This is a genomic window from Asticcacaulis sp. W401b, from assembly GCF_046503825.1.
GTDB lineage: Bacteria > Pseudomonadota > Alphaproteobacteria > Caulobacterales > Caulobacteraceae > Asticcacaulis.
Genome location: NZ_JBKFEE010000001.1, coordinates 732805 through 753932 on the forward strand (window position 1 = coordinate 732805; position 21128 = coordinate 753932).

Here is a 21128-nt window from a genome sequence, read left to right on the forward strand (position 1 = left end):
TTTTTAGGGCTTGAGCTGATAGCCTTCTCCACGCACCGTATGCAGCATCGGGCGATCAAAGCCCTTATCCAGCTTGGCGCGCAGACGCGAGATATGCACGTCGATGACATTGGTCTGCGGGTCGAAATGATAGGCCCAGACCTTTTCCAGCAGCATGGTGCGCGTGACGCTCTGGCCCACATGGCGCATCAGGAATTCCAGAAGCTGAAATTCGCGCGGTTGCAGGTCGATCTCGGACGTGCCGCGCTTCACCACGCGGGTGATCAGGTTCATTTCAAGATCGCCGACCCGCAGGGTGGTTTCCACCGCGCCCGTGTCCTTGCGCCGCAACAGCGCCTCAAGCCGCGCCACCAGTTCGACCAGCGCATAGGGCTTGACCAGATAGTCGTCCGCCCCGGCCTTCAGGCCATAGACGCGGTCTTCGAGTTCGCCCAGCGCGCTGAGGAACAGCACCGGCACGTCGATCCCTTCGGAGCGGGCGATTTCCAGCATCGACACGCCATCGAGGCCCGGCATCATGCGATCCAGCACGACCACATCGAATTCGCCGTCGCGCAGCGCTTTCAGCCCCGCCTCACCGTCGTGGGTCACGACCGACTCAAAGCCCTGTTCCGACAGGCCCTTCTGCATAGTCAGGGCCGCTTCGACATCGTCTTCGACTATCAATACCTTGGTCATGTGCTGAATGCCCCGCGCAACCTTGTCTTTATCCTTAGTAAAGCGCGCCGCCGGTCCTGTGAAGGGGTTGCGGTGTTAAAAAGCTGTCATGTAACGCCTGCGGCGCAAGGCCCAATTTCCGACTTTATTGCAGCGCACAAAGCGGGTAAATAACCTCTGGCGGCCTATGCACAAATGCGCTTAATATCAGGCAAAAGCGCAGATTACAGGGGATACCGAGACCATGACCAAAGTCGATTCACCGTTTGAACAGGGCCTGAAAATGATGGGCACGCAGCAGCAACTGGCGGCGCGCAGTCTGGTCAATCTGATCGGCATGATTTCGGCCTCCTCCCACCGCTATGCGCAGGAAACCACGGCCTTTACGCGCGACGCCCTGTCGCTGATGCAGCAGGCGGCCCAGACGCGCGACCCGGCCGAACTGCGCGAGCTTCAGAGCCAGTGGGCCAAGACCTGCGTCAAGTATGGTCAGAACCAGACCCGCGCCACGATGAGCTTTGTCGAACAATGCGGCCTTCAGGCGCTGAATGCCTCGGCACCGCAAGGCGACGATCTTCCCCCCAAAGAGTCCGGGGCAGAATCCCAACCCAAATAGGAGTATCCCCATGCTGACTGGCAAAACCGCCCTCGTAACCGGCTCGACGTCGGGTATCGGATTGGCCATCGCGCGCAAGCTGGCTTCAAAGGGCGCAAAGGTGATGCTGAACGGCATGGGGGATGCCGCCGAAATCGAAAAGCTGCGCGCCGACATGACCGCCGAATTCGGCGTTGAGGTCGCCTTTAACGGCGCCGACCTGACCAAGGTCGAAGCCATCGAGGCCCTGATCACGGACACGACGCAAAAGCTGGGCGGGCTGGACATTCTGGTCAACAATGCCGGCATTCAGCACGTCTCGCCCATCGAAGACTTCCCGGTCGATAAGTGGAACATGATCATCGCGCTGAACCTGTCGGCGGCGTTCCACACTACGCGCCTTAGCTTCGAGGGTATGAAGGACCGCGGCTGGGGACGCATCATCAACATCGCCTCGGCGCACGCCCTCGTCGCCTCGCCGTTCAAGGCGGCCTATGTGGCGGCCAAACACGGCATTGCCGGCCTCACCAAGACGATCGCCCTCGAAGGGGCGGAGCACGGCGTGACCTGCAACGCCATCTGCCCCGGCTATGTGCTGACGCCGCTGGTCGAAAAGCAGATCCCAGATACCGCCAAGGCGCGCGGCCTGACCGAGGAACAGGTGATCAAGGACGTGCTGCTGGCGGCCCAGCCGACCAAAAAATTCGTCGAAACCGACGATATCGCCGAACTGGTCGTCTTCCTGTCTTCGGATGCGGCAAAGTCGATCACCGGTGCGCTGCAATCCATCGACGGCGGCTGGACGGCGGCGTAGGCGTCGAACCGTGATTTGACGGGGCGCGTCTGCGGAATTATCATTAGATGATAACGGAGACGCGTCATGCCCAGCAGCTACAGCCTTGGGGCTCACTTCGAAAACTTCATCCAGACACAACTGGCCAGCGGGCGCTACAATAACGCCAGCGAAGTCCTGCGCGACGCCCTCCGCCTGATGGAAGACCGCGAACGCCGTCTGGCAGCCTTTGATGCCACCATACAGGAAGGCTTGCAGGCCCTCGAAGAGGGTAAGGTTTACGATCTTGACGAGGTGTTTGATGAACTGGATGCCGAACTGGCCCAGATGGAAATCGGTCAGCGCGCGTGAAAGTCGAACTGACCGCACCTGCCCGAACGGACCTGCGTGACATCGCCGTTTATATCGCCAGAGATAATCCCAGCCGCGCCCGCAGTTTCACCGCTGAACTCCGGGATAAGGCATTGGCCACGGGTGACACGCCCTTCGGATTTTCGGTGATTCGCAAGTATGGGCCTTACGACCTCCGTCGGCGTCCCTACGGCGACTATGCCATCTTTTACGTGGTGAGAGCCAATAAGGTGCAGGTCATCCGCATCCTGCATAGCGCTCGCGACATAGACACCCCTCTGTAGCTACTCCGCCGGCACCTCGGACTCCAGCGCCTTGGCCAATTGGTCACGCGCCGCGTCGGCGGCCTTCTGGCGCTCCCACATGCCGAAGTAGAGCCCTTTGAGCTTCATCAGTTCGGCGTGATTGCCGCGTTCGGCCACCAGCCCGTCCTTGAGCACCAGAATCTCATCGGCCCCCACGACGGTCGAAAGGCGGTGCGCAATAACCAGGGTGGTGCGGTTCTGCGACACCTCATCCAGCGCCGCCTGAATTTCGCGCTCCGTATGGGTATCGAGCGCCGAGGTCGCCTCATCAAGGATCAGGATCGGCGGCGATTTCAACAGCGTGCGCGCAATGGCCACGCGCTGCTTTTCGCCGCCCGACAGCTTCAGCCCGCGTTCGCCCACCTCGGTATCGTAGCCCTGCGGCAGGGAGGCGATGAAGGCCGAAATCTGGGCCTGTTCGGCGGCGGCCTCGACCTCTTCGCGTGAGGCCCCGTTGCGGCCATAGCCGATATTGTAGGCGATGGTGTCGTTAAACAGCACCGTGTCCTGCGGCACCATACCGATGGAGCGACGCAAGGAGGCCTGATTGACGTGGCGGATGTCCTGGCCGTCGATTTCGATAGAGCCGCCCTTCACGTCATAGAAGCGGAACAGCAGGCGCGAAATCGTCGATTTACCCGCGCCGGACGGGCCGACAATGGCCACCGTCTTGCCCGCCGGCACCTCAAACGACACGCCCTTGAGGATCGGGCGGTCGGCGTCGTAGGAAAACACCACGTCCTTGAAGGCCACAGCCCCCTGCCCCACCTTGAGGTCCGGCGCGCCCGGCGTATCGACCACCTCCTGCGGTTCATCCAGCAGCTTGAACATGGCTTCCATGTCGATCAGGCCGGTGGAGATTTCGCGGTACAGCGTGCCGATGAAGTTCAGCGGAATGGCCAGTTGCATCATGAAGGCGTTGACCAGCACGAAGTGGCCCAGCGACTTGGTTCCGTTCATCACCTCATAGGCCGACATCAGCATCACGATGGTCATGCCGATCGAGAAGATAACCGCCTGCCCGATATTCAGCCAGGCCAGAGAGGTATAGGTCTTGATCGCCGCCTTTTCATAGGCCGCGGTGGCGCGGTCATAGCGGCTGCGCTCAAGCTGTTCATTGCCGAAATATTTGACGGTTTCGAAGTTGAGCAGCGAATCCACCGCCTTCGACATCGAGTCGGAATCCGCCTCGTTCATCTCCTTGCGGATGGCGATACGCATGTTGGAGGCGACGATGGAGAACCACACATAGACGACAACGGTCACGGCCACGACCGCCACATAGACAAGGTCAAACTGCCACCCCAGCGCCCCGGCGGTGAGAACAAACTCCACCACCGTCGGGATACCAACCATCATGGTCAGGCGGATGATGGTTTCAATGCCCATCTTGCCGCGTTCGATCACCCGCGACAGGCCGCCCGTGCGGCGTTGCAGGTGGAAGCGCAGCGACAGATTGTGCAGGTGATTGAAGGCACGATTGGACAGGCCGCGCACCGCGTGCTGCCCCACGCCGGCAAACATGGCGTCGCGGATATTGTTGAACACCTGCGACATCATCCGCGCCACGCCGTAGGCCAGCACCATGATGACCGGCGACACCAGCACCAGCGTCAACAGATCAGTCTTGCCGTCTGCCGCCCCCGGCGTGAAGGCGTTGGTGGCCCACTTATAGGCAAAGGGTGTGGCGATGGTCAGAAGCTTACCCACCAGCATAGCCGCCAGCGCCCACAGCACCTGCACCTTAAGGTCGGCCCGGCCCTCCGGCCACAGATAGGGTTTGAGGAAGGCGAGCGTATCGGAGGCCTTGCCTTTCGGCTTGGGCATGGGGGCGGGCGCGTTCATCAGGCTAAGGGACTCGATTTTCGGTGCGGCAAAGGATTGCGCATATATAGGTCCGGACCGGTACAAAATCCAACCAATGACCAGATTAATTTTACAATCAAAATTGATCGTATATGCTCACGCACAATCAACACATCCCCTCACCCAGGCACAGAGAGGGATAGGAGGACACCCCGATGCTTCGTCGCACCCTGATCGCTGCTGCTTTGCTGTTGTCAACGCCGGTTCTGGCGGCAGAAAAACCCGCTGAAACGCGACCGGTGCGCGTCATTCTGGTCGGCGACTCGACCATGACGGACAAGTCGGGCTACGGCAAAGGCTTCTGCGCGCAGTTCAAACCCGAAGTGGTCTGCGTCAACGCGGCGCGCGGCGGGCGTTCGTCCAAGAGCTATCGCGTCGAAGGCCTGTGGGACAAGGTGATCGCGCAACTGAACGACGGCACGGCGTCGAAAACCTATGTGCTGATCCAGTTCGGGCATAATGACGGCTCCTCTCGACCCGAACGTCACACCGACCTTGAAACCGAGTTTGGTCCGAACATGCGCGGCTATGTGCTGGACGTGAAAAAAGCCGGGGCGGTGCCGGTGCTGGTCACGCCCCTGACGCAGCGCCATTTCAAAAAGGGTCAGGTGCAAAATGACCTTCTGCGCTGGGCGCAGGTGACGCGCCTGATCGCGCGCACCACGGACACCACCCTGATCGACCTCTATGCCGAAGGTCAGGCGAAGGTGCAGGCTATGGGGGCGGTCGAATCGCTCAGCCTTGCCGGGCAACCGGTGCCGCAGAATGTGTTGGAGGCCGCCCCGACCGGCACCACGGTGCCTGCCAAATTCACCGACGCCTCTCAGGGTCAGGGCTCAGCACAGGCCTTCGACTACACGCACCTCGGCCCCAAAGGTTCGGACTATTTCGGCCAGATGGTGGTTGATCTGTGGGTTAAGGCCGATCCCAGGGTGAAGGCACTGGTGAAGTAAATCCCTTTCACCGGCTGCGGGTTGAGGGCAAGAGTGCGGCGTCTTTACGGCCCCACCATCTGCGCCTTTAGATGGTTTTATTTTGCCACAGATGACACAGATGACCGCCAAAGGCGGTCACACAGATGATCCGTGCAAGAGCTGAAGCCGTGAGCCTCTTCAATCTGTGTGAGGCTCGCCCTGCGGGCCGCATCTGTGGCCATCTGTGGAAACCTTAAGACCCTTCCGCACAAAGCAGGGCGGGCAGACAAACCACCAATCAGCTTTTCGGGGCCAATCCGTCTCTTCGCGTACGCCGGGGCTGGCTCAGCGACACACCCCATCGTCGCACGTCGGGCCGCTCCTGATCTCCGGCGGCAGGTCGTCCCAGGCGCGGTTCAGCACCTGCGTGAAGCCCGCCACCGGCTGCGCGCCGGACACGGCATAGCGGTCGTTGATCACAAAAAACGGCACGCCCTGCACGCCGCGCATTGTGATAAATTCCTGCTCCTCCTGCACCGTGTCGGCATAGCGATCGGTTTTCAGGAAAGCCTCGGTTTCCGCCGCCTCCAGACCGATCTCAACGGCCAAGGCCACCAGAGTCGCCTCATCAAAAAGGGACTGCGTTTCGGCAAAATAGGCGCGATAGAGCCGCTCTACCGCCTGCGCCCCAAGGCCCTTGTCCTGCGCAAATTTCACCAGCCGGTGCGCCTTCAGCGTATCGCCGTAAAACGTGCCTGAGAGCGTCATAGGGAGCCCTGCGGCCGCCGCCATCTGCTCGACCCGCGCCTGATTCTGATCGGCCTGAGCCGCCGTCAGACCGTACTTCTGTTGCAGCATCTGCCCCACGGGCGCGACCGGCGCATCCGGCCCCAGACGAAAGGCGTGGTGGCGCACCGTCACCTGATCCTTGCCCGCAAACCCTTCGAGCGCCTGTTCAAAGTGGCGCTTGCCGATCCAGCAGAAGGGGCAGATCAGATCGGACCAGATATCGACGGTAATCGGGCTTGGGGACACGGACATAGGACCTCGCTTTCCTCCCCGCATATCGGTCTTTGTGCGCCCCCGCGCAAGCAGGCAGGAAAAGGTAACCGCCTCAAGCCGCGACTGACAGGCGGATACCAAGCGCCTTGGTCACCGCCAGCAGGGTCGTCAGCGTCGGATTCCCCGATGGGCCCAGCGCCTTGTACAGCGCCTCACGCGACAGGCCGGTTTCGCGCGACAGGTCGGTTATGCCATGCGCGCGGGCAATATCGTTAAGCGCGCTTCGGATTTCATCCGCGTCACCGTCTTCAAACACCGCAGCCAGATAGGCCTGAGCGGTTTCCGGATCGCTGAGATAATCCGCTACATCAAAGGGAGCGATGGTCTCCATCGGGAATGTCCTTTGCCAAACTCCGCGCCAGGCGAATATCAGACTCCTGACTACCTTTGTCACCGCCGCAGAGCAGCAGGATGATCTGCGTGCCGCGTTGACAATAATAGACCCTGTAGCCGGGGCCGTTATGGATACGCAATTCACTGACGCCATCGCCTATGGTTTTGACGTCACCGAAATGCCCGCTTTCCAGTCGTTTCATACGGCGCAGTATCTGCGCCGCGCCGAGACGGTCTTTCAGCGTAACAAGCCATTTGTCGAAACGTTCAGTGCGATGGAGCGTGAACATGGGAACATTCCTTATCCAGAATGTAGTGCGTGATCATGTTAACGACCCCATTCACCGAACGGGAGGGACGGATTAAGCCCCTCGGTCAGTTATAATAGCTATAACCCACCTTCCAATTTGTCAACTATAGTTATCATTTCGCTGCGCCAGCAGGAACCCCAATGGAATATCCACCCGCGCGCGCCAGTCGGCTTCGTTGTGCGTGGTGCCTTCGAACACCGAACTGCGCCAGTTGCGCCCTTCGCCCCAGCCATAGCGCGGCAGAACCGCCTCCATCTTCAGGCTATAGGGCCGGTAGTTGGCATCGAGGTCGCGCGTGCCGTGGTCCATGTAGAGCCGCTGACGCTTCGGGTCGAAATTCGCCGTGCGGAACCACGCCTCCCACGCCTGCGCCGTGGCTTCCGCGGCTGCCTCGCGCGCTTCCGGCGTCGCGGGCGGGGCCATCAGCGGCCAGTGGATAGAGACGCAGGCCGCGCGCCCGAACACCTGCGGGTATTCGCCCAGCGCATAGAGCGAGATCAGCCCGCCCATGCTGGAGCCCATAATGCCGGTGTGGGCGGCATCGGGGCGCGTACGATAGGTGCGGTCGATAAAGGGCTTCACCTCTTCGACCAGAAAACGCAGATAGTCGTCGGCCTTGAGCGGCCCTTTGGCCATAGACATCACCTGCGCCTGCATATCGGCGGGCAGATAGGCCGCCAGCTTTTGCGGGAAATAGTCGGCATAGCGCGTGGGCGAATTCCACACCCCCACGACGATGGCCTTCTGGCCCATGGCGCTGAGGGCCTCGTCTACGCCCCACTCCTTGCCGCCATAGGCAGTGGACGTCTCAAACAGGTTCTGCCCGTCGTGCATATAGATGACCGGCAGGCGCGGCCCCTTGGGGTCATAACCTTCGGGCACCCACACCCAGACATGGCGCGCGCTGACAAAACGCGACGGGAAGGCCTCATACTTGTCGAGCCGACCGTGCGGTACATCGGCGGTGGCGCTGACGCTGCGCGTCGGCACAGGATCGGCGGCCCCTGCCCCCACCGGTATAGCGAGGAGCAGGGTGGCGAGAATCGCAGCAAAGGCGCGCATGGTCACAGCGCCTTGAAACGGATGGCCTGACCGCCGCCGGGCGCCAGTTTCAGCTTCAGGCGGTCTTTGGCGGTCACCTTGCGCTTTTCGATCTGCATCGAATGGCGGGCGTCTGTGCGGTAATCGGCATCGTCGCCGTCGCGATAGATTTGCGCCTCATAGGTCTTGCCCGGCGTCAGGAAGTCGAGCGCGATGTCAAGGCTGCGCGCCTGTTCGTCGGTCACCGCCCCCAGATACCAGTCGCGGCTGTGCTTATCGAGGCGCACCAGCGTGGCGTAATCGCCCGGCTCGCCGTTCAGCATCCTAGTGTCGGCCCAGTCGGTCGGCACGTCCTTGATGAACTGAAACGCCGGCATCTCCTTTTCGTAGTTTTCGATCAGGTCAGCGGCCATGTGGATCGGCGAATAGAGCACCACATAGAGGGCCAGTTGCTTGGCCTTGGTCGAATAGATCGGCTTGCCATTGCCCTGAAGGCTGAGGACGCCCGGCGTGAAGTCCATCGGACCGGACAGCATGCGCGTGAAGACCAGATTGGCCTCGTGCTCCGGCGGGTTGGGCGGATTGCCCCAGGCGTTATATTCCATGCCGCGCTGACCTTCGCGCGACACCCAGTTGGGGTAGGTGCGGCGCAGGCCCGTATCCTTGATCGGCTCATGCGTATTGATGGCGATATGATACTTCGCCGCCGTCTCGGTCACCTTCTGGAAGTGGCGCACCATGTCCTGCGAGTCGTTCCAGGTGTAGTAGGGCTTGCCATCCGCCCCCATCACCTTGGCTCCGCCCGCATCGGCGACGTAACCGGTCTTCACCGCATCGACGCCGTTCTGCTGATAGAGGGCAAAGCCTGCGTCCATCTGCGGTTCATAATGGGCCGCATTGCCGCCCGTTTCGTGGTGGCCCACAATATGGACGCCCTTCTTCTTGGCATAGGCCGACAGGGCGGGCAGGTCGAAATCGGGATAGGCCTCGGTAAAGCTGAACAGATCGCCGGTGGCGAACCAATCTTCCCAGCCTGTGTTCCACCCTTCGACCAGCACGCCGCGGAAGCCATGCTTCGCCGCAAAGTCGATGTATTTTTTGGTGTATTCGGTCGTCGCCCCGTGCTTAGGCCCGGCCTCCCAGGTCTTGGTGCCGAGGTGCATATCCCACCAGATGCCGACATATTTGAACGGCTTGACCCAGCTCACATCGCCCAGCTTGTTCGGCTCATTGAGGTTGAGCAGGATGTGTGAGTGATAAAGGTCCGGCGCGTTATCGGTCACGATCACCATGCGCCACGGCGTCGGGAAGGGCGCGTCGCGCACCACATTGGGGCCGATGGATGACGGGGCCAGCCGCGTCTTCAGGCGCTGCCCATCGACGCGGCGCATCCAGATGGCCGCATAGTCGATCAGGGCCGCCTCATGGAAGCTCATATAGAGGCCGGAGTCGGTCTTGAGCGTCATCGGCGTTTGGGCCTCGGACACTTCGGCCAGCGGCGTCTTCTGGATGATATATTCTTCGCGGTTCCATTCGCCGGCGACGTTCCAGTAGGCGGTCGCCTTGTCGCTGACGGCAAACTCGGTCAGTTCGTCGGTGATCTTCAGCGTCTTCAGTTGCGGCTGATCGGGGAATTCATAACGGAAGCCGAAGCCGTCGTCGAACAGGCGGAACACCACGCTCATGCGGCGATTGTCGTACTTTGTTTGCACCACATCGACGCGCAGCTCGGTGTGCGTGTCGCGGATGGTCTGCCATTCGCCCCACGGCTGCTCCCACGTCTCGTCAAAGGCCGATGTGGCGGTCTTTTCGACCGTGAAATTGCGGTCCAGCTTGGGCTGATCGGCCAGAATGAAGCCCAGCCGCGACGGCGCGATAATCTCATGGCCCTTGCGCGATACGGCATAGGACAGACGTCCGTCATTATCGAGCAAGACCTTGACCGCCAGGACCTTATTGGGCGACTCAGCGGTGGCGATAACCGCCAGCCCCGTTGCCTGACTATAGGCCGCATCGAGCGTTTCGGCGGCGGCTACGGCGGGCGGGGCCCAGCCGATCGTTGCGGTCGTAGCGGTAAGCGTCATGGCAAGCCCCATCAAAACTGGCTTACCAAAGCTAAAGCGCTTTGCGCGAACTGTCATCGTCTGTCTCCCTGTGTTTTATCGCTGTCGGCGTTTGTCCTGTGGTTAGCACACCGCCCTGCCAAGGGTGCGTGCATACGTATTCAGAAGAGGGCAGCTCGCGTTGAATACGTATTCAGATTGCCGCTGCGCGCCCCACAACCTAGTTTCCAGTCAAACGATTTTACAGGGATAACCACACAACGACTCTCCCCTGATACCCCTTCTGCCCGTGGCAACGCGGCGGAACCGCCATTTCAGCCCTGGAATGGTTTCTTCTCAAACCTGACCTTTTAACCCCGCTGCGCGTCTCCCGTCGCACGGGGTTATTTTTTGCCTATCCGCCACAGCTTTCTCGGATGATCAGCCGCGTCGGCACGCGCACCGGCTCCACCGACGCATTGGCGATCATACGATCCAGCGCATCGACCAGCGCGCGTGCCGCGGCCGTCGTATCCTGCCGCACGGTCGAAAGCGCCGGGGTGGTGCAGGCCGCCGCCCACAGGTCATCAAAGCCGATCACCGACACGTCCTGCGGCACGCGCCGTCCCTGCTTCTGCAAGGCCTGCATGGCCCCGATGGCCGGCAGGTCCGCCGTGGCAAACACCGCGTCAAACTCTGCCCCGCGCTGCATCAGCCGCGCCACCGCCGCCGCCCCGTCTTCGCGCGAGATAAAGCAGTCGGCCAGCAGATCGGCGTCCAGACTCAGGCCGTTTTCGCGCAGCGCCCGCGCATAACCGTCATAGCGGTCGCGAAACTCCGGATGGCTGGATGAGGCCTCGCCCAGAAAGGCGATGCGCCGCCGCCCCAGCCGGATCAGGTGCGACACGGCCTCATAGGCACCCTGTTCATTATCAGATCCCACACTGTGCCCGGCGCCTGGCTGCACCAGCCCCCAGACGACCCACGGTTCGCCGATATCGCTTAAGCCCTCAGCCTTGCGCACATAGTCGTCATAGTCCTTATAGCCCAGCAGGATCAGGCCATCGGCGCGCCGCGCAAAGCCATAGTCGTTGCTCCAGCTTGCGCTCTGCTGTTGCAGCGAGGTCAGGACGTCATAGCCCTTCTGACCGGCATATTTGAGGATGGCCCCCAAGAGCGGCACAAAAAACGGGTTGATCGGATTGTCCTGATCGAGGTCTTCGGAAATCAGCACGGCAATGGTGTTGATCTTCTTTGAGCGCAGTTTGCGCGCATTTACATCGACCGTGTAGTTGAGCTGCTGCGCCGCCTCAAAGACGCGCTTTCGCACCTCTTCGGACACCGCCGGTGACTGGCTGAGCGCGCGCGACACGGTGGCCTGCGAAACGCCGGCCAGCGCCGCTATGTCAAAGGATGTTGGCCGTTTTACCCCCACGCGGAGCCTCCCTTTTTTGCGCAGCATAGCCCGCTTCGGGAGCGGCGGCTATTTCTTAATATAAAGGGTCTTTTCCGCCCCTTCGACCGTGCTGCCATCGGTGCGCGTGGCACGCAGCGACAGGGTGTGCGGCCCCGGCGTCAGCCCGGCCTTATCCAGTTTAAAATCGAATTGCAGCTTCGGCCAGTTTGGGTCGTAGCGCAGGGCGTCGGGCGTCCTGAAGCCTTCCGGATCAAGGCCGTAATGGGCCTGCGTCACCGGCTTGCCATCAATCAGTATATCAACGCGCGTCACGCCCTGAGCATCGGCGGCGATACCGAAATAGTTGGTCTGCGCCGTGGCTTCAAGGAACTGCCCACGCGGCGGTTGCGCGATATAAAGCTCCGGCAACAGGGCGCACGGCGCGGGCGGCGACTTGACAGCGTCCTTACGCAGGCGGCTGGTGTAAAACGCCACCACATTGCGCCCCGGCGGCAGTTCGACGCGCTTATACAGCATCAGGTCGTCAAAGCGCTGACACAGGTCGCGGCGGAAGCTCAGCTCCTCCGGCTGATGGTAGAGATAGCTGGGGTCGGGCAGGACCAGCACCACACCCTTGCCCGCCTGCGTTTTGGTCAGGTCGCTCAGGCCCAGCCCCCAGGTCTGACGCGCCGTGCCAAAGCGCGAAAATCGGTCATAGGGCTCACCCAGCGTATAGAAGGTGCGCGTCGGCCTGTTGGGGAATTCCAGACGCACCGCCGGGACGTGGCCCGACACCGCCACGGCGACTTCGGGGCCGAACTGCTGCCGCGCCAAGGCTTCCGCCTCTATCAGGGTCGGGTGCAGCACGGTCCAGTTTTCGTTGCGCATGAAGTTGATCTGCTTCCACTGCCACGGCAGCTTTTCGGTATGCGCCCAGGCGTATTCATAGACGGTGATACCGATGCCGACGCCCAGCGCCAGAACCGGGCCCAGCGCCAGCACGCCCTGACGCAGACGGCGCGCCCCCATCGTCCGGGCCTGATCGACAAAGCGGATCAGCACGCCGGGCAAGCCCACCACAAGCGGCACATAGGCCAGAAACGGCCAGTGCGGCATGATCTGCGCATTGGCGGGCGACTGAATGAAATAGAAGGCGAAGATAAACGCGCCAACAATGCCCAGAAGCGCCAGAGGCGTGCGCCGCTTATCCCAGCACAGCGTCTTGGCCGCAAAGATCAGGCCGACAAAAAACACCGGCGACACCAGCCCGATCTGCTGATTGAGAAAGGCCGTCATCAGCTTTAGTTCCGGCCGCCACACAGGCCGGTTGGTGACGTGGAAGGCGATGGCAGGCCAGTCGTTAAAGGCGTTGTAGAGCAGAGACGGCAGAAGCCCAAGCGCCGCCACGCCCCCGGTCGCCCAGAATTTGGGCCGCGTCCACAACTGCCGCCCGGCGGGCGTCAGCAGGGCAAACAGCACAATCCCCGCGCCGGGAAACAGGAAGCGGAAGTGCACAAACAGGCCCAGCGCCCCGCACAGGCCGGTCAAAAGCCACCACTTCCACTCATCGGTCTTGAAGGCGCGGATCAGGCAGCCCAGCATCAGGGCCAGCAGCAGTTGCAACAGCCCTTCCGGATAGAAGATGGTCCCCGACATCGACAGCGGCGGGATCAGCAGCGACAGGATGGCGGCCCAGATGGCCTGACGCGCCGGGACGACCGGCTTGGCCATAAACCAGATAGCAAAGGGTATGGCGGTGGCGATCAGCAGCGACAGCCCCCGCAGCGGCAGGACCTCCATGCCGAAGACCAGCGTCACCAGCCGCGACAGCAGCGGAAAACCAGCAGGGATATCGGGATAGCCCAGTTCCGGATAGAGGCCGGACACGGCGAAGTGCCCCTCTTCCCAGATGACATTGGCCGTCATCGCGATATAGAGCTTCCATGCAAAGAGCACCGCGCCGATGATCAGCCCCGCGCGCATCAGCGTCCGGTCGTCGCCAAACAGGGGCTTTTGCGGCCCCAAGGCTTCCGGTCCCTGTCCGATCTCATACAACTGGGTCATGCATGGCCTCCCTTCCCTCTTCTATAGCGGGGTTTGGCCATCGCACAATCAGGATGTTGCGGCAGGCCAAACCGTGTTAAGCCGCGACGAAGTTACATCTGCATCGAGTTTCCCCATGCTTTCCGTCCTCGACATGTTCAAGATCGGCATTGGCCCGTCCTCCTCGCACACGGTGGGGCCGATGCGCATTACGCGCCGCGCCCTGATCGAAGCGAAGACGGCGGGCGTGCTCGATCAGGCGGCGCGCGTGCGCGTGGAGCTTCAGGGCTCACTGGCCCTGACCGGCATTGGCCACGGCTCGGACAAGGCGGCGGTGCTGGGGCTGTTGGGGGCCGAGCCCGATCAGGTCGATCCCGACTGGGCCGATGCCACCTATGAAGCGCTGAAAACCGCCACAGAGATTTCGCTGTCTGGCGGCCCGACGATTGGCTTTGATTACCGCCGCGATATCGACTTTCGCGGCGACATCACGCCGCGCCTGCACCCCAATGGCATGAGCGTGCGCCTGTACGATGCGGCGGGTGTCGAAGTGTTTGAGCGCACCCTCTATTCGACCGGTGGCGGCTTTATCGCCTCAGCGGCGCAACTGTCGGCTCCGGCGCAAAACGACCGCATCAGTGTGGGTCAGAAGGCGGCCTTACCCTTCACCTCGGGGGCCGAATTGCTGCACATATGTGCGCAACATAAACTCAACATCTATGACGTTGTGCTGGCCAATGAAGACGCCCGTCGCCCGCGCGCCGACACCGATGCCGGGTTGAAACGCATCTGGGCGGTGATGGATTCAGGCATCAATCGCGGCCTGAAAACCAGTGGCATCCTGCCCGGTGGCCTCAGCGTGCAGCGCCGCGCCCCGCGCCTGTTTGAGACGTTAAAAACCGAAGCGCACAATCAGGAATCCGAGCGCCTGTTCGACTGGCTGAACGTGTTTGCCATGGCCATCAATGAGGAAAACGCGGCCGGCGGGCGCGTCGTCACCGCCCCCACCAATGGCGCGGCGGGCATTATCCCGGCCCTGATCCGCTATTACTGCGCCTTTGATGGCTGGAGCGAGGCCGACACGCGCTCGGACGGCAAGATCGGGCGCTTTCTGCTCACCGCCGCCGGGATCGGCATGATCTATAAGCAGCGCGCTTCGCTGTCCGGAGCCGAGATGGGGTGTCAGGGCGAGGTCGGCGTCGCCTGTTCGATGGGGGCGGCGGGCCTCAGCGCCGTCTGGGGCGGCAGCGCCCCTCAGATCGAGCACGCCGCCGAGATCGGCATGGAGCACAATCTGGGCCTGACCTGCGATCCGGTCGGCGGGCTGGTGCAGATCCCATGCATCGAACGCAACGCCATCGGCGCGGTGAAGGCCGCCAATGCCGCGCGCCTGTCCTTGCGCGACGAAGGCCCGCACAAGGTGACGCTGGATCAGGTGATCGAAACCATGCGCCAGACCGGCCTCGACATGTCGTCGAAGTACAAGGAAACCTCGCAAGGCGGCCTGGCCGTCAACGTGGTGGAGTGTTAGGGCGAAGAGGATTTTAGGTGGAATCGTGTTTCCAGCTCCTCCCCTGAAACGAAGTTCGGCGAAGCCAAATCAGGGGAGGTGCTAAAGCGCGAAGCCGTTTCCACCTAAAATCATCCTCCTCTAGTTTTTCAGCGGCATACGTTTCAGGCAGTCATTCAGGCGCGGCGTCAGGGTGTCGCTGTCCACCTTGCCTAACTCTGTCTTGACGGCGGGGGTCGCCACAGCGGCGAAGACAAAGCGTTCGGTGTGACCTTCGGCGATCTTGATGGCCGCATCGGCTTCGCTGAGCGATTTTTTGGCGGCCACCAGCCCCTCGGTCGAAAGGTTGGGTGAGCGTTCAATACGCACGATCAGACTGTCCATAATCTCGTACTGACGATCGCGCAGCACCTCGGCAATGGCGCGGCATTCGCTGGCCTCGGCAGCGCTGAGCGGCTTCACCTCAGTGACAGGTGCCGCCGATTGAGGGGCCGTCTGCGCCGCAGCAACGCCCATCAGCAGCCCCGTCAGGCCCATCCCTATCGCGGTCGCGTGACGCACAAGGCTCATGAAACTCCCCGCCAGATCATTATGTTTTTTGATGAAAACATGATGATCTGGATTTGTTTAGCCCCTCGCCGGGCGGTGGCTCCGTCACCTTGGCCGCCGCCTCAATGGCGGCTTGAGCGAAATGATCCCGAAGAGATCATTCCCCTCTGAATAAACCGTGCCAGTAGCATCGGCGCGCGGCCCAATTATGGCACGGTGACATAGCCCCTGTCGATCAGCCAGTCCGACAACCGCGCGGGCCAGTCCTTGACCGCGCGCAGGCTCGACCGCTCGCCCATATTGAAGGCATGACCACCGGCGGCCAGTATGTGTGTTTCGACCGGCACCTCCGGCCACGCCGCATAGAGCCGCGACAGACGGTCCAGCACCGCCACCGGCCCTCGATCATCGTGCGCCGTCAGGAAGAAGGCCGGGGGTGGCGCCGTCTCAAAGCGCTCCGGCACGCCCAAAGGCCCCGGATAGACCTCGATGATAAAGTCAGGGCGCGCACTGAGGCGATCCACCGGATCGGCCGCCGTCGCTTCCCCGTCAAACCCCGCAAAGGCCGTCATGTGCACCAGCTCGCCCCCGGCGGAAAAGGCCATCACACCGATGCGTTTGATGCCATATTCGGCGGCGTGGGCGCGCACCCAGCGCACGGCCCGCCTCAGGTCCGCCGCGCCGTGGATGGCGATGTCATAATCCGCTTTCGGGTTATCACTTTCGCGCCCCAGCCGGTATTTCAGCGCAAAGGCCGTAACGCCCTGCGCCTGAAGGAAGCGCGACGGTTTCACCCCTTCGGAATTGAAAGCAAGGTTTTCGTGCCCCCCGCCCGGCAGGACGATGATGGCCGTACCGCTGTTGCGGGCGGGGTCTGCGCGAAACACGGTCAGGGACGGATTATTGACGCCCCGCACCCACCAGTCGCCGGATTTTTCGGGCACATCACGCAAGGCCTCAAAGCCCGGTGCACCCTTATCCCACAGGGGTATAACGACGCCCGCCTTTTGAGGGATCGTTTCTGCCGCCAGCGCGGGCGACAGGCTCAAAACCGCGACTACACCGGCCAGCATTTGGGCGACAAAACAGGCGCGCATGATCATCCTCCCTTATGTTTTGGAAGGACACTAAAGCAGCTCAGTAAAAAGGGGAAACGTGTTTTTAGACGTTAGGACTTTTGATGGAAACATCAAACAAGCGCCTCCCCTGATTTCAGGGGTATAGCGCAGCGAAAGTATAGCTTTCGCAAGCGATGGGATTTGACGCCGCTCAGGCGTCAAAGACGGTGGGGTTAACACCACGGCTTTAACCCCACCCGGCGCTACGCGCCACCCTCCCCTGAAATCAGGGGAGGTGCTATGGCGCTATGCCGTTTCCACCTAAAATCATCTCGTTCTACAACGCCGTGGTGGCCGCCGCTTCGACCGTGTAGTCCGCCGCTACGCGCAACTCACGCAAGGGGCGCACAATATCAATCGACTGCTGATACAGCGGATGGTCCTTATAGGCGCGCAAGGCCGTCACATCGGCAAATTCGCCATAGACCACGACTTCGATATCGTTGCCGAGCTGATCGACCTTTTCATTAAAGGCGACCTCCAGCTTCTGGGCGTGCGGGATCTGCGTCAGCAGGGACAGGCCCTGACGGATGCGGTCGCGATCGGCGCTATCCTTGCAACTGAACATGACGATGTGACGCAGCATCGGGGCAATCCGTACAAAATGTAACCGCCGCCCCTCTTAAAGCGTCAGGCGGCTCAGTCAACCGTCATGAGGGAAAATGCCGGGCTTAACCGTGCTTATGGCCCCGGCGATGCAGGCGCGAATTGAGATAGTGCGCCCCGGCGACAAACACCGCGCCGATAATGCTGATCAGGGTTTCATGCGCAGCCACCACCGGCACAAAGGCCGCCGCAGCCAGAAGGCCCAGACCAATAACCGCCAAAGCGGCCACCAGCGGCTTTTTCCAACCGCCCGTGCGGTGCAGCGCCCAGATGCTCAGCGGCGCGGCCATCAGGATCAGCACCTGATGCACCAGATGGTCGCCCGCCACCTGACCCAGCACCGGCAGGGCCGCCACGGCAAACGGCAGCAGCAGACAGTGCGCCAGACACAGGCCCGACAGGCCAATGGCGGTGGCATCCATCCACGAATTCGGCTTGGGGTCGGGCGCGGTGGTCATAGGGGGCGGGGGCTTCGCAGCTTCGGAGCAAGATCGGGCTTCAGACATATGTTATACCGTAACTCTTTGCAAGGGGCGACGAAAAAGATAGCCCAACTCACATGTTACTTTATAACATTTTTAGCAAGCCCTCTGACCGACTATTTTTCCCACTCGATATGCACCACCTTATAGCCATTGGCTTTCAGCGCTTTCAGCATCTGCGGCAGGGCCGCCGCCGTGCCATCCTGACCGTCGTGCATCAGGATAATGCCGCCGCCCTTGGCCTTTAAGCGTTCCAGCAGGCGCGCCGTGAGCATGTCCGGCGTCTGATCCGGCAGCCAGTCGTCAATGCCCAGATCGACCGACATCACCGTGATCTTTTGGGCTTTCAGCGCCTCCATCAGGGTCGGGCTTTCGGCCAGAAACGGAAAGCGATAGGCCGGGGCGGCATGGCCAAAGGTCGCGGCGTAAATGTCCTGCGTCGTTTTCAGATCGCTGCGTTGCGCGTCGGGGCTCAGTTGCGTCATGTTGAGGTGAGTCAGGCTGTGCATCGCCGTCGAATGGCCCCCCGCCGCCACCTGACGCGCCAGATCGGGGTGTTTGGCCATGTTGTCGCCGACCATAAAGAAGGTCGCCTTCACGCACTGATCGGCGAGCGCCTTGAGCACCGGGGGTGTCGATTCGGCGCGCGGCCCGTCATCGAAGGTCAGCACCACCTCGCCCGGCTGCAAGGGCAAGGCCCCGTGCTGCGCCGTGCCGTAGGCGGCCCCTTCGCGCTTTAAAACCAGCGTCCGTGATGTCCCCAAAGCGTCCGCCGCACAGGCGAGCGCCGTCACCGGCAGGGCGGCCAGACTCACACAGGCCGCGACAACAAGCGAACGAATCATGCAACACACTCCACAAAGATGATCCGGACGGATAAACCCGCACGGTCTTATTTGCAGCCATATTGCCTGCATAATCGACCGTTGGAAAGCCGTTAGGGTGATTATAGCAACGGCCGAAGATGCTGAACGCATCCGGCCATTGAAAAAAAAGAGGATACGCCAAGGATGAGCCTCCCCCGCGCCCTGATCTTCGTCCTGCTGACCTGTATCGGCATCGCCCTGCCCGCTGCCGCACAGATTCACGCCACGGCCTCGCTCGATACGGGCTGGCGCATTCTCAGGGCCGATGCCAAAGGCGCCGAAGCCCCCGCCTTTGACGACAGCGCGTGGCGCGTGGCCACCCTGCCCCACACGGCCAATGCCGGCGATGGCGAAGACGGCCCGACGGCGGGCAAAAGCGACTATTACCGCGGCACCATGTGGTATCGCAAAGCCATCGACCTGAAGGCCCTGCCCGCCAGCAAGCGGCTCTATCTGCAATTCGACGGCGCGGCGCTGGTCAGCGATGTGTTCGTCAACGGCACCTTTGTTGGGCGGCACGAAGGCGGCTACGCCACCTTCCGGTTTGATGTTTCGCCTTACGTCACCGTCGGGCGCAATGTGATCGCCGTGCGCGTGTCCAACGCCGTCTGGCCGCACATCGCGCCGCCGGGCGGGGATTTCACCGTGTATGGCGGGCTCTATCGCGGCGTGTCGCTGATCGAAGCGCGCGAAGCCGGGTTCGACTGGCTCGATCACGGCTCATCCGCCGTCGCCGTCACCACGCCCACCGTATCCACCCAAAGCGCGACCCTGAATATCCGCGTCAGCCTGCGCAATGGTCGCGCTCAGGCGGCGCGTCTGATTGTGCAAACGCGCATTTTCGACGCATCGGGCACCCCGGTCCTAAGCGTCTCCAAGGCCGTCAACGTCGCCGCCAACGGCACGGCCACGGCTGACCTGAAAGGCGAACTGCGAGCCCCGCGCCTGTGGAATGGCCGAAAAGACCCCTACCTCTATTCTGCGGTGACCGAAATCAGCGACGACCGCGCCACGCTGGACCGCAATTCGGTCGCCTTCGGCATCCGTTCCGTGCGTTTCGATGCGCAAAAGGGGCTTTTACTCAATGGCCAGCCCTATGAGGTCAATGGCGTCAACCTGCACGCCAGCCGCGCCGGCAAGGGCGGGGCGATCACCCCGGCCGATATCGTCGAAGACTTCAACCTGATCGACGAGATGGGGGCGACGGCGGTGCGGCTGGTCCATTATCCGCACGCCGAAACGGCCTATGAGGAGGCCGACCGGCGCGGGCTTCTGGTCCTCACCGAGATTCCGCTTGTTGGCCACCTGCCTGTGGTGACCGAAGCGATCCGCGCCAATGCGGCGCAGCAACTGCGCGAACTGATCCGGCAGAACCTCAACCACCCCTCGGTGATCGCCTGGGGGCTGGGCAACGAACTGCACGGCGAAACCGCGGCCATAGCCGGTCTGTTCCGCGAACTGAATACCGTGAGCAAAACCGAAGACCCGACGCGGGCAACGATCTACGCCCATTGCTGCGTCGCCGACGACGATGCCCGCGCCCTCGTCACCGATCAGCTCGGCTTCAACCGCTATTTCGGCTGGTATCCGGAACAGAAGGGCACGCTGGGCGACTGGGCGGACGCCTATCACAAGCGCTTCCCGACCAAGCCGTTCGCCGTCACCGAATACGGCGCGGGCGGCAGCGTCGCCCATCAGGACGACACCCCCGGCGCGGTCGTGCCCGCCTCCGGCTGGCATCCGGAACAGTATCAGGCGCTGTATCACGAAACCAACTGGGCCATGCTGAAGGCCCGCCCCTTCATCTGGGGCCGTTTCGTGTGGCAGATGTTCGACGCGGCCTCGGACGGGCGCAACGAAGGCGAGCAGTCGGGCATCAACGACAAGGGCCTGGTCACCTATGACCGCAAAACGCGCAAGGACGCCTTCTGGTTCTACAAGGCGCAGTGGTCGAAGGCACCGGTGGTCTATATTACCTCACGCCGTTTCAACCAGCGCTCTGAGCCGCGCGCCGATGTGAAGATCTACACCAACCAGCCGCAGATCACCCTGACGGTTAATGGTGCCAAGCTGGCGACGCAAAACGCCGTCAATGGCGTGGTGATCTTCAAAAGCGTGCCGCTCAATCCCGGCGTCAATACGATACAGGCCGAAAACGGCGCCTATTACGACCGCGTGCGCTGGGCCTACACGACGCCCATGGACACCCTTATCCCCTCACCCTGACATTGAATACACTTTGCATTTGCCACAAGGGCGATTAAGCAAGCGGTATTCGCAAAGGATTA

Annotated in this window: 21 protein-coding genes; 7 read left to right on the top strand and 14 right to left on the bottom strand. The window is 61.8% G+C overall.

Features of this window, described 5'->3' with window-relative positions:
- Positions 1 to 3 precede the first annotated feature (3 nt).
- Positions 4 to 678: a response regulator transcription factor gene (locus tag ACK8OE_RS03440; RefSeq protein ID WP_126421297.1), complete on the bottom strand. Its 675-nt coding sequence runs from the start codon at positions 676 to 678 to the stop codon at positions 4 to 6.
- 223 nt (positions 679 to 901) lie between these two features.
- On the opposite strand from ACK8OE_RS03440, the gene ACK8OE_RS03445 reads away from it, so the two are divergent.
- The 4 genes from ACK8OE_RS03445 to ACK8OE_RS03460 all read left to right on the top strand — a co-directional run bounded on the left by ACK8OE_RS03445 (position 902) and on the right by ACK8OE_RS03460 (position 2680).
- Entirely contained in the window at positions 902 to 1273 is a 372-nt protein-coding gene (locus ACK8OE_RS03445) for a phasin (RefSeq protein ID WP_410271375.1), read from the top strand.
- 10 nt (positions 1274 to 1283) lie between these two features.
- Complete coding sequence (locus ACK8OE_RS03450) at positions 1284 to 2066, top strand: 3-hydroxybutyrate dehydrogenase (RefSeq protein WP_410271376.1); 783 nt, start codon at positions 1284 to 1286, stop codon at positions 2064 to 2066.
- A gap of 66 nt (positions 2067 to 2132) precedes the next feature.
- Positions 2133 to 2396: a type II toxin-antitoxin system ParD family antitoxin gene (locus ACK8OE_RS03455; protein ID WP_410271377.1), complete on the top strand. Its 264-nt coding sequence runs from the start codon at positions 2133 to 2135 to the stop codon at positions 2394 to 2396.
- Positions 2393 to 2680 (top strand): type II toxin-antitoxin system RelE/ParE family toxin, encoded by a 288-nt coding sequence (locus ACK8OE_RS03460; RefSeq protein ID WP_410271378.1) that lies wholly within the window; start codon positions 2393 to 2395, stop codon positions 2678 to 2680. The genes ACK8OE_RS03455 and ACK8OE_RS03460 overlap by 4 nt, the downstream gene beginning before the upstream one ends.
- Here the strand turns inward: ACK8OE_RS03460 and ACK8OE_RS03465 are convergent, their stop codons facing one another.
- On the bottom strand, positions 2681 to 4528 hold the full coding sequence (locus tag ACK8OE_RS03465; RefSeq protein ID WP_410271379.1) for an ABCB family ABC transporter ATP-binding protein/permease: 1848 nt from the start codon (positions 4526 to 4528) through the stop codon (positions 2681 to 2683).
- A gap of 194 nt (positions 4529 to 4722) precedes the next feature.
- Between ACK8OE_RS03465 and ACK8OE_RS03470 the strand changes: the two genes are divergently transcribed.
- The gene (locus ACK8OE_RS03470) at positions 4723 to 5520 is read left to right on the top strand and encodes a rhamnogalacturonan acetylesterase (protein WP_410271380.1); all 798 of its coding nucleotides are present in this window, start codon (positions 4723 to 4725) and stop codon (positions 5518 to 5520) included.
- Positions 5521 to 5826: 306 nt separating this feature from the next.
- Here the strand turns inward: ACK8OE_RS03470 and ACK8OE_RS03475 are convergent, their stop codons facing one another.
- The 7 genes from ACK8OE_RS03475 to ACK8OE_RS03505 form a co-directional block, all read right to left on the bottom strand.
- Entirely contained in the window at positions 5827 to 6522 is a 696-nt protein-coding gene (locus ACK8OE_RS03475; protein ID WP_410271381.1) for a DsbA family oxidoreductase, read from the bottom strand.
- 73 nt (positions 6523 to 6595) lie between these two features.
- Positions 6596 to 6874 (bottom strand): addiction module antidote protein, encoded by a 279-nt coding sequence (locus ACK8OE_RS03480; RefSeq protein ID WP_126421313.1) that lies wholly within the window; start codon positions 6872 to 6874, stop codon positions 6596 to 6598.
- Positions 6852 to 7166, bottom strand: a complete 315-nt coding sequence (locus tag ACK8OE_RS03485; protein ID WP_410271382.1) for a type II toxin-antitoxin system RelE/ParE family toxin — start codon at positions 7164 to 7166, stop codon at positions 6852 to 6854. The genes ACK8OE_RS03480 and ACK8OE_RS03485 overlap by 23 nt, the downstream gene beginning before the upstream one ends.
- A 120-nt stretch (positions 7167 to 7286) precedes the next feature.
- Entirely contained in the window at positions 7287 to 8249 is a 963-nt protein-coding gene (locus ACK8OE_RS03490) for an alpha/beta hydrolase (protein ID WP_410271383.1), read from the bottom strand.
- Positions 8250 to 8251: 2 nt separating this feature from the next.
- Positions 8252 to 10312 (bottom strand): glycoside hydrolase family 97 protein, encoded by a 2061-nt coding sequence (locus ACK8OE_RS03495; protein ID WP_410271384.1) that lies wholly within the window; start codon positions 10310 to 10312, stop codon positions 8252 to 8254.
- A gap of 373 nt (positions 10313 to 10685) precedes the next feature.
- The gene (locus ACK8OE_RS03500) at positions 10686 to 11705 is read right to left on the bottom strand and encodes a LacI family DNA-binding transcriptional regulator (RefSeq protein ID WP_410271385.1); all 1020 of its coding nucleotides are present in this window, start codon (positions 11703 to 11705) and stop codon (positions 10686 to 10688) included.
- A 48-nt stretch (positions 11706 to 11753) separates the two neighbouring features.
- On the bottom strand, positions 11754 to 13730 hold the full coding sequence (locus ACK8OE_RS03505; protein ID WP_410271386.1) for an ArnT family glycosyltransferase: 1977 nt from the start codon (positions 13728 to 13730) through the stop codon (positions 11754 to 11756).
- Positions 13731 to 13845: 115 nt separating this feature from the next.
- Between ACK8OE_RS03505 and ACK8OE_RS03510 the strand changes: the two genes are divergently transcribed.
- On the top strand, positions 13846 to 15240 hold the full coding sequence (locus ACK8OE_RS03510) for an L-serine ammonia-lyase (RefSeq protein ID WP_410271387.1): 1395 nt from the start codon (positions 13846 to 13848) through the stop codon (positions 15238 to 15240).
- A gap of 120 nt (positions 15241 to 15360) precedes the next feature.
- Here ACK8OE_RS03510 and ACK8OE_RS03515 read toward each other — a convergent pair whose 3' ends face one another.
- The 5 genes from ACK8OE_RS03515 to ACK8OE_RS03535 form a co-directional block, all read right to left on the bottom strand.
- On the bottom strand, positions 15361 to 15789 hold the full coding sequence (locus tag ACK8OE_RS03515) for a hypothetical protein (RefSeq protein WP_410271388.1): 429 nt from the start codon (positions 15787 to 15789) through the stop codon (positions 15361 to 15363).
- A gap of 185 nt (positions 15790 to 15974) precedes the next feature.
- On the bottom strand, positions 15975 to 16865 hold the full coding sequence (locus ACK8OE_RS03520) for an alpha/beta hydrolase (protein ID WP_410271389.1): 891 nt from the start codon (positions 16863 to 16865) through the stop codon (positions 15975 to 15977).
- Positions 16866 to 17163: 298 nt separating this feature from the next.
- Positions 17164 to 17472: a Dabb family protein gene (locus ACK8OE_RS03525; RefSeq protein WP_126421331.1), complete on the bottom strand. Its 309-nt coding sequence runs from the start codon at positions 17470 to 17472 to the stop codon at positions 17164 to 17166.
- Positions 17473 to 17557: 85 nt separating this feature from the next.
- The gene (locus ACK8OE_RS03530; RefSeq protein WP_410271390.1) at positions 17558 to 17950 is read right to left on the bottom strand and encodes a MerC domain-containing protein; all 393 of its coding nucleotides are present in this window, start codon (positions 17948 to 17950) and stop codon (positions 17558 to 17560) included.
- 140 nt (positions 17951 to 18090) lie between these two features.
- Positions 18091 to 18819, bottom strand: a complete 729-nt coding sequence (locus tag ACK8OE_RS03535; protein ID WP_410271391.1) for a polysaccharide deacetylase family protein — start codon at positions 18817 to 18819, stop codon at positions 18091 to 18093.
- A 165-nt stretch (positions 18820 to 18984) separates the two neighbouring features.
- Between ACK8OE_RS03535 and ACK8OE_RS03540 the strand changes: the two genes are divergently transcribed.
- On the top strand, positions 18985 to 21066 hold the full coding sequence (locus ACK8OE_RS03540) for a glycoside hydrolase family 2 protein (RefSeq protein ID WP_410271392.1): 2082 nt from the start codon (positions 18985 to 18987) through the stop codon (positions 21064 to 21066).
- Positions 21067 to 21128: the final 62 nt, after the last annotated feature.

Coding starts and splice junctions, on each gene's coding strand:
- ACK8OE_RS03440 (WP_126421297.1), bottom strand. CDS start 678: ATGACCAAGGTATTGATAGTCGAAGACGATGTCGAAGCGGCCCTGACT.
- ACK8OE_RS03445 (WP_410271375.1), top strand. CDS start 902: ATGACCAAAGTCGATTCACCGTTTGAACAGGGCCTGAAAATGATGGGC.
- ACK8OE_RS03450 (WP_410271376.1), top strand. CDS start 1,284: ATGCTGACTGGCAAAACCGCCCTCGTAACCGGCTCGACGTCGGGTATC.
- ACK8OE_RS03455 (WP_410271377.1), top strand. CDS start 2,133: ATGCCCAGCAGCTACAGCCTTGGGGCTCACTTCGAAAACTTCATCCAG.
- ACK8OE_RS03465 (WP_410271379.1), bottom strand. CDS start 4,528: ATGCCCAAGCCGAAAGGCAAGGCCTCCGATACGCTCGCCTTCCTCAAA.
- ACK8OE_RS03470 (WP_410271380.1), top strand. CDS start 4,723: ATGCTTCGTCGCACCCTGATCGCTGCTGCTTTGCTGTTGTCAACGCCG.
- ACK8OE_RS03475 (WP_410271381.1), bottom strand. CDS start 6,522: ATGTCCGTGTCCCCAAGCCCGATTACCGTCGATATCTGGTCCGATCTG.
- ACK8OE_RS03480 (WP_126421313.1), bottom strand. CDS start 6,874: ATGGAGACCATCGCTCCCTTTGATGTAGCGGATTATCTCAGCGATCCG.
- ACK8OE_RS03485 (WP_410271382.1), bottom strand. CDS start 7,166: ATGTTCACGCTCCATCGCACTGAACGTTTCGACAAATGGCTTGTTACG.
- ACK8OE_RS03490 (WP_410271383.1), bottom strand. CDS start 8,249: ATGCGCGCCTTTGCTGCGATTCTCGCCACCCTGCTCCTCGCTATACCG.
- ACK8OE_RS03495 (WP_410271384.1), bottom strand. CDS start 10,312: ATGACGCTTACCGCTACGACCGCAACGATCGGCTGGGCCCCGCCCGCC.
- ACK8OE_RS03505 (WP_410271386.1), bottom strand. CDS start 13,730: ATGACCCAGTTGTATGAGATCGGACAGGGACCGGAAGCCTTGGGGCCG.
- ACK8OE_RS03510 (WP_410271387.1), top strand. CDS start 13,846: ATGCTTTCCGTCCTCGACATGTTCAAGATCGGCATTGGCCCGTCCTCC.
- ACK8OE_RS03515 (WP_410271388.1), bottom strand. CDS start 15,789: ATGAGCCTTGTGCGTCACGCGACCGCGATAGGGATGGGCCTGACGGGG.
- ACK8OE_RS03520 (WP_410271389.1), bottom strand. CDS start 16,865: ATGCGCGCCTGTTTTGTCGCCCAAATGCTGGCCGGTGTAGTCGCGGTT.
- ACK8OE_RS03525 (WP_126421331.1), bottom strand. CDS start 17,472: ATGCTGCGTCACATCGTCATGTTCAGTTGCAAGGATAGCGCCGATCGC.
- ACK8OE_RS03530 (WP_410271390.1), bottom strand. CDS start 17,950: ATGACCACCGCGCCCGACCCCAAGCCGAATTCGTGGATGGATGCCACC.
- ACK8OE_RS03535 (WP_410271391.1), bottom strand. CDS start 18,819: ATGATTCGTTCGCTTGTTGTCGCGGCCTGTGTGAGTCTGGCCGCCCTG.
- ACK8OE_RS03540 (WP_410271392.1), top strand. CDS start 18,985: ATGAGCCTCCCCCGCGCCCTGATCTTCGTCCTGCTGACCTGTATCGGC.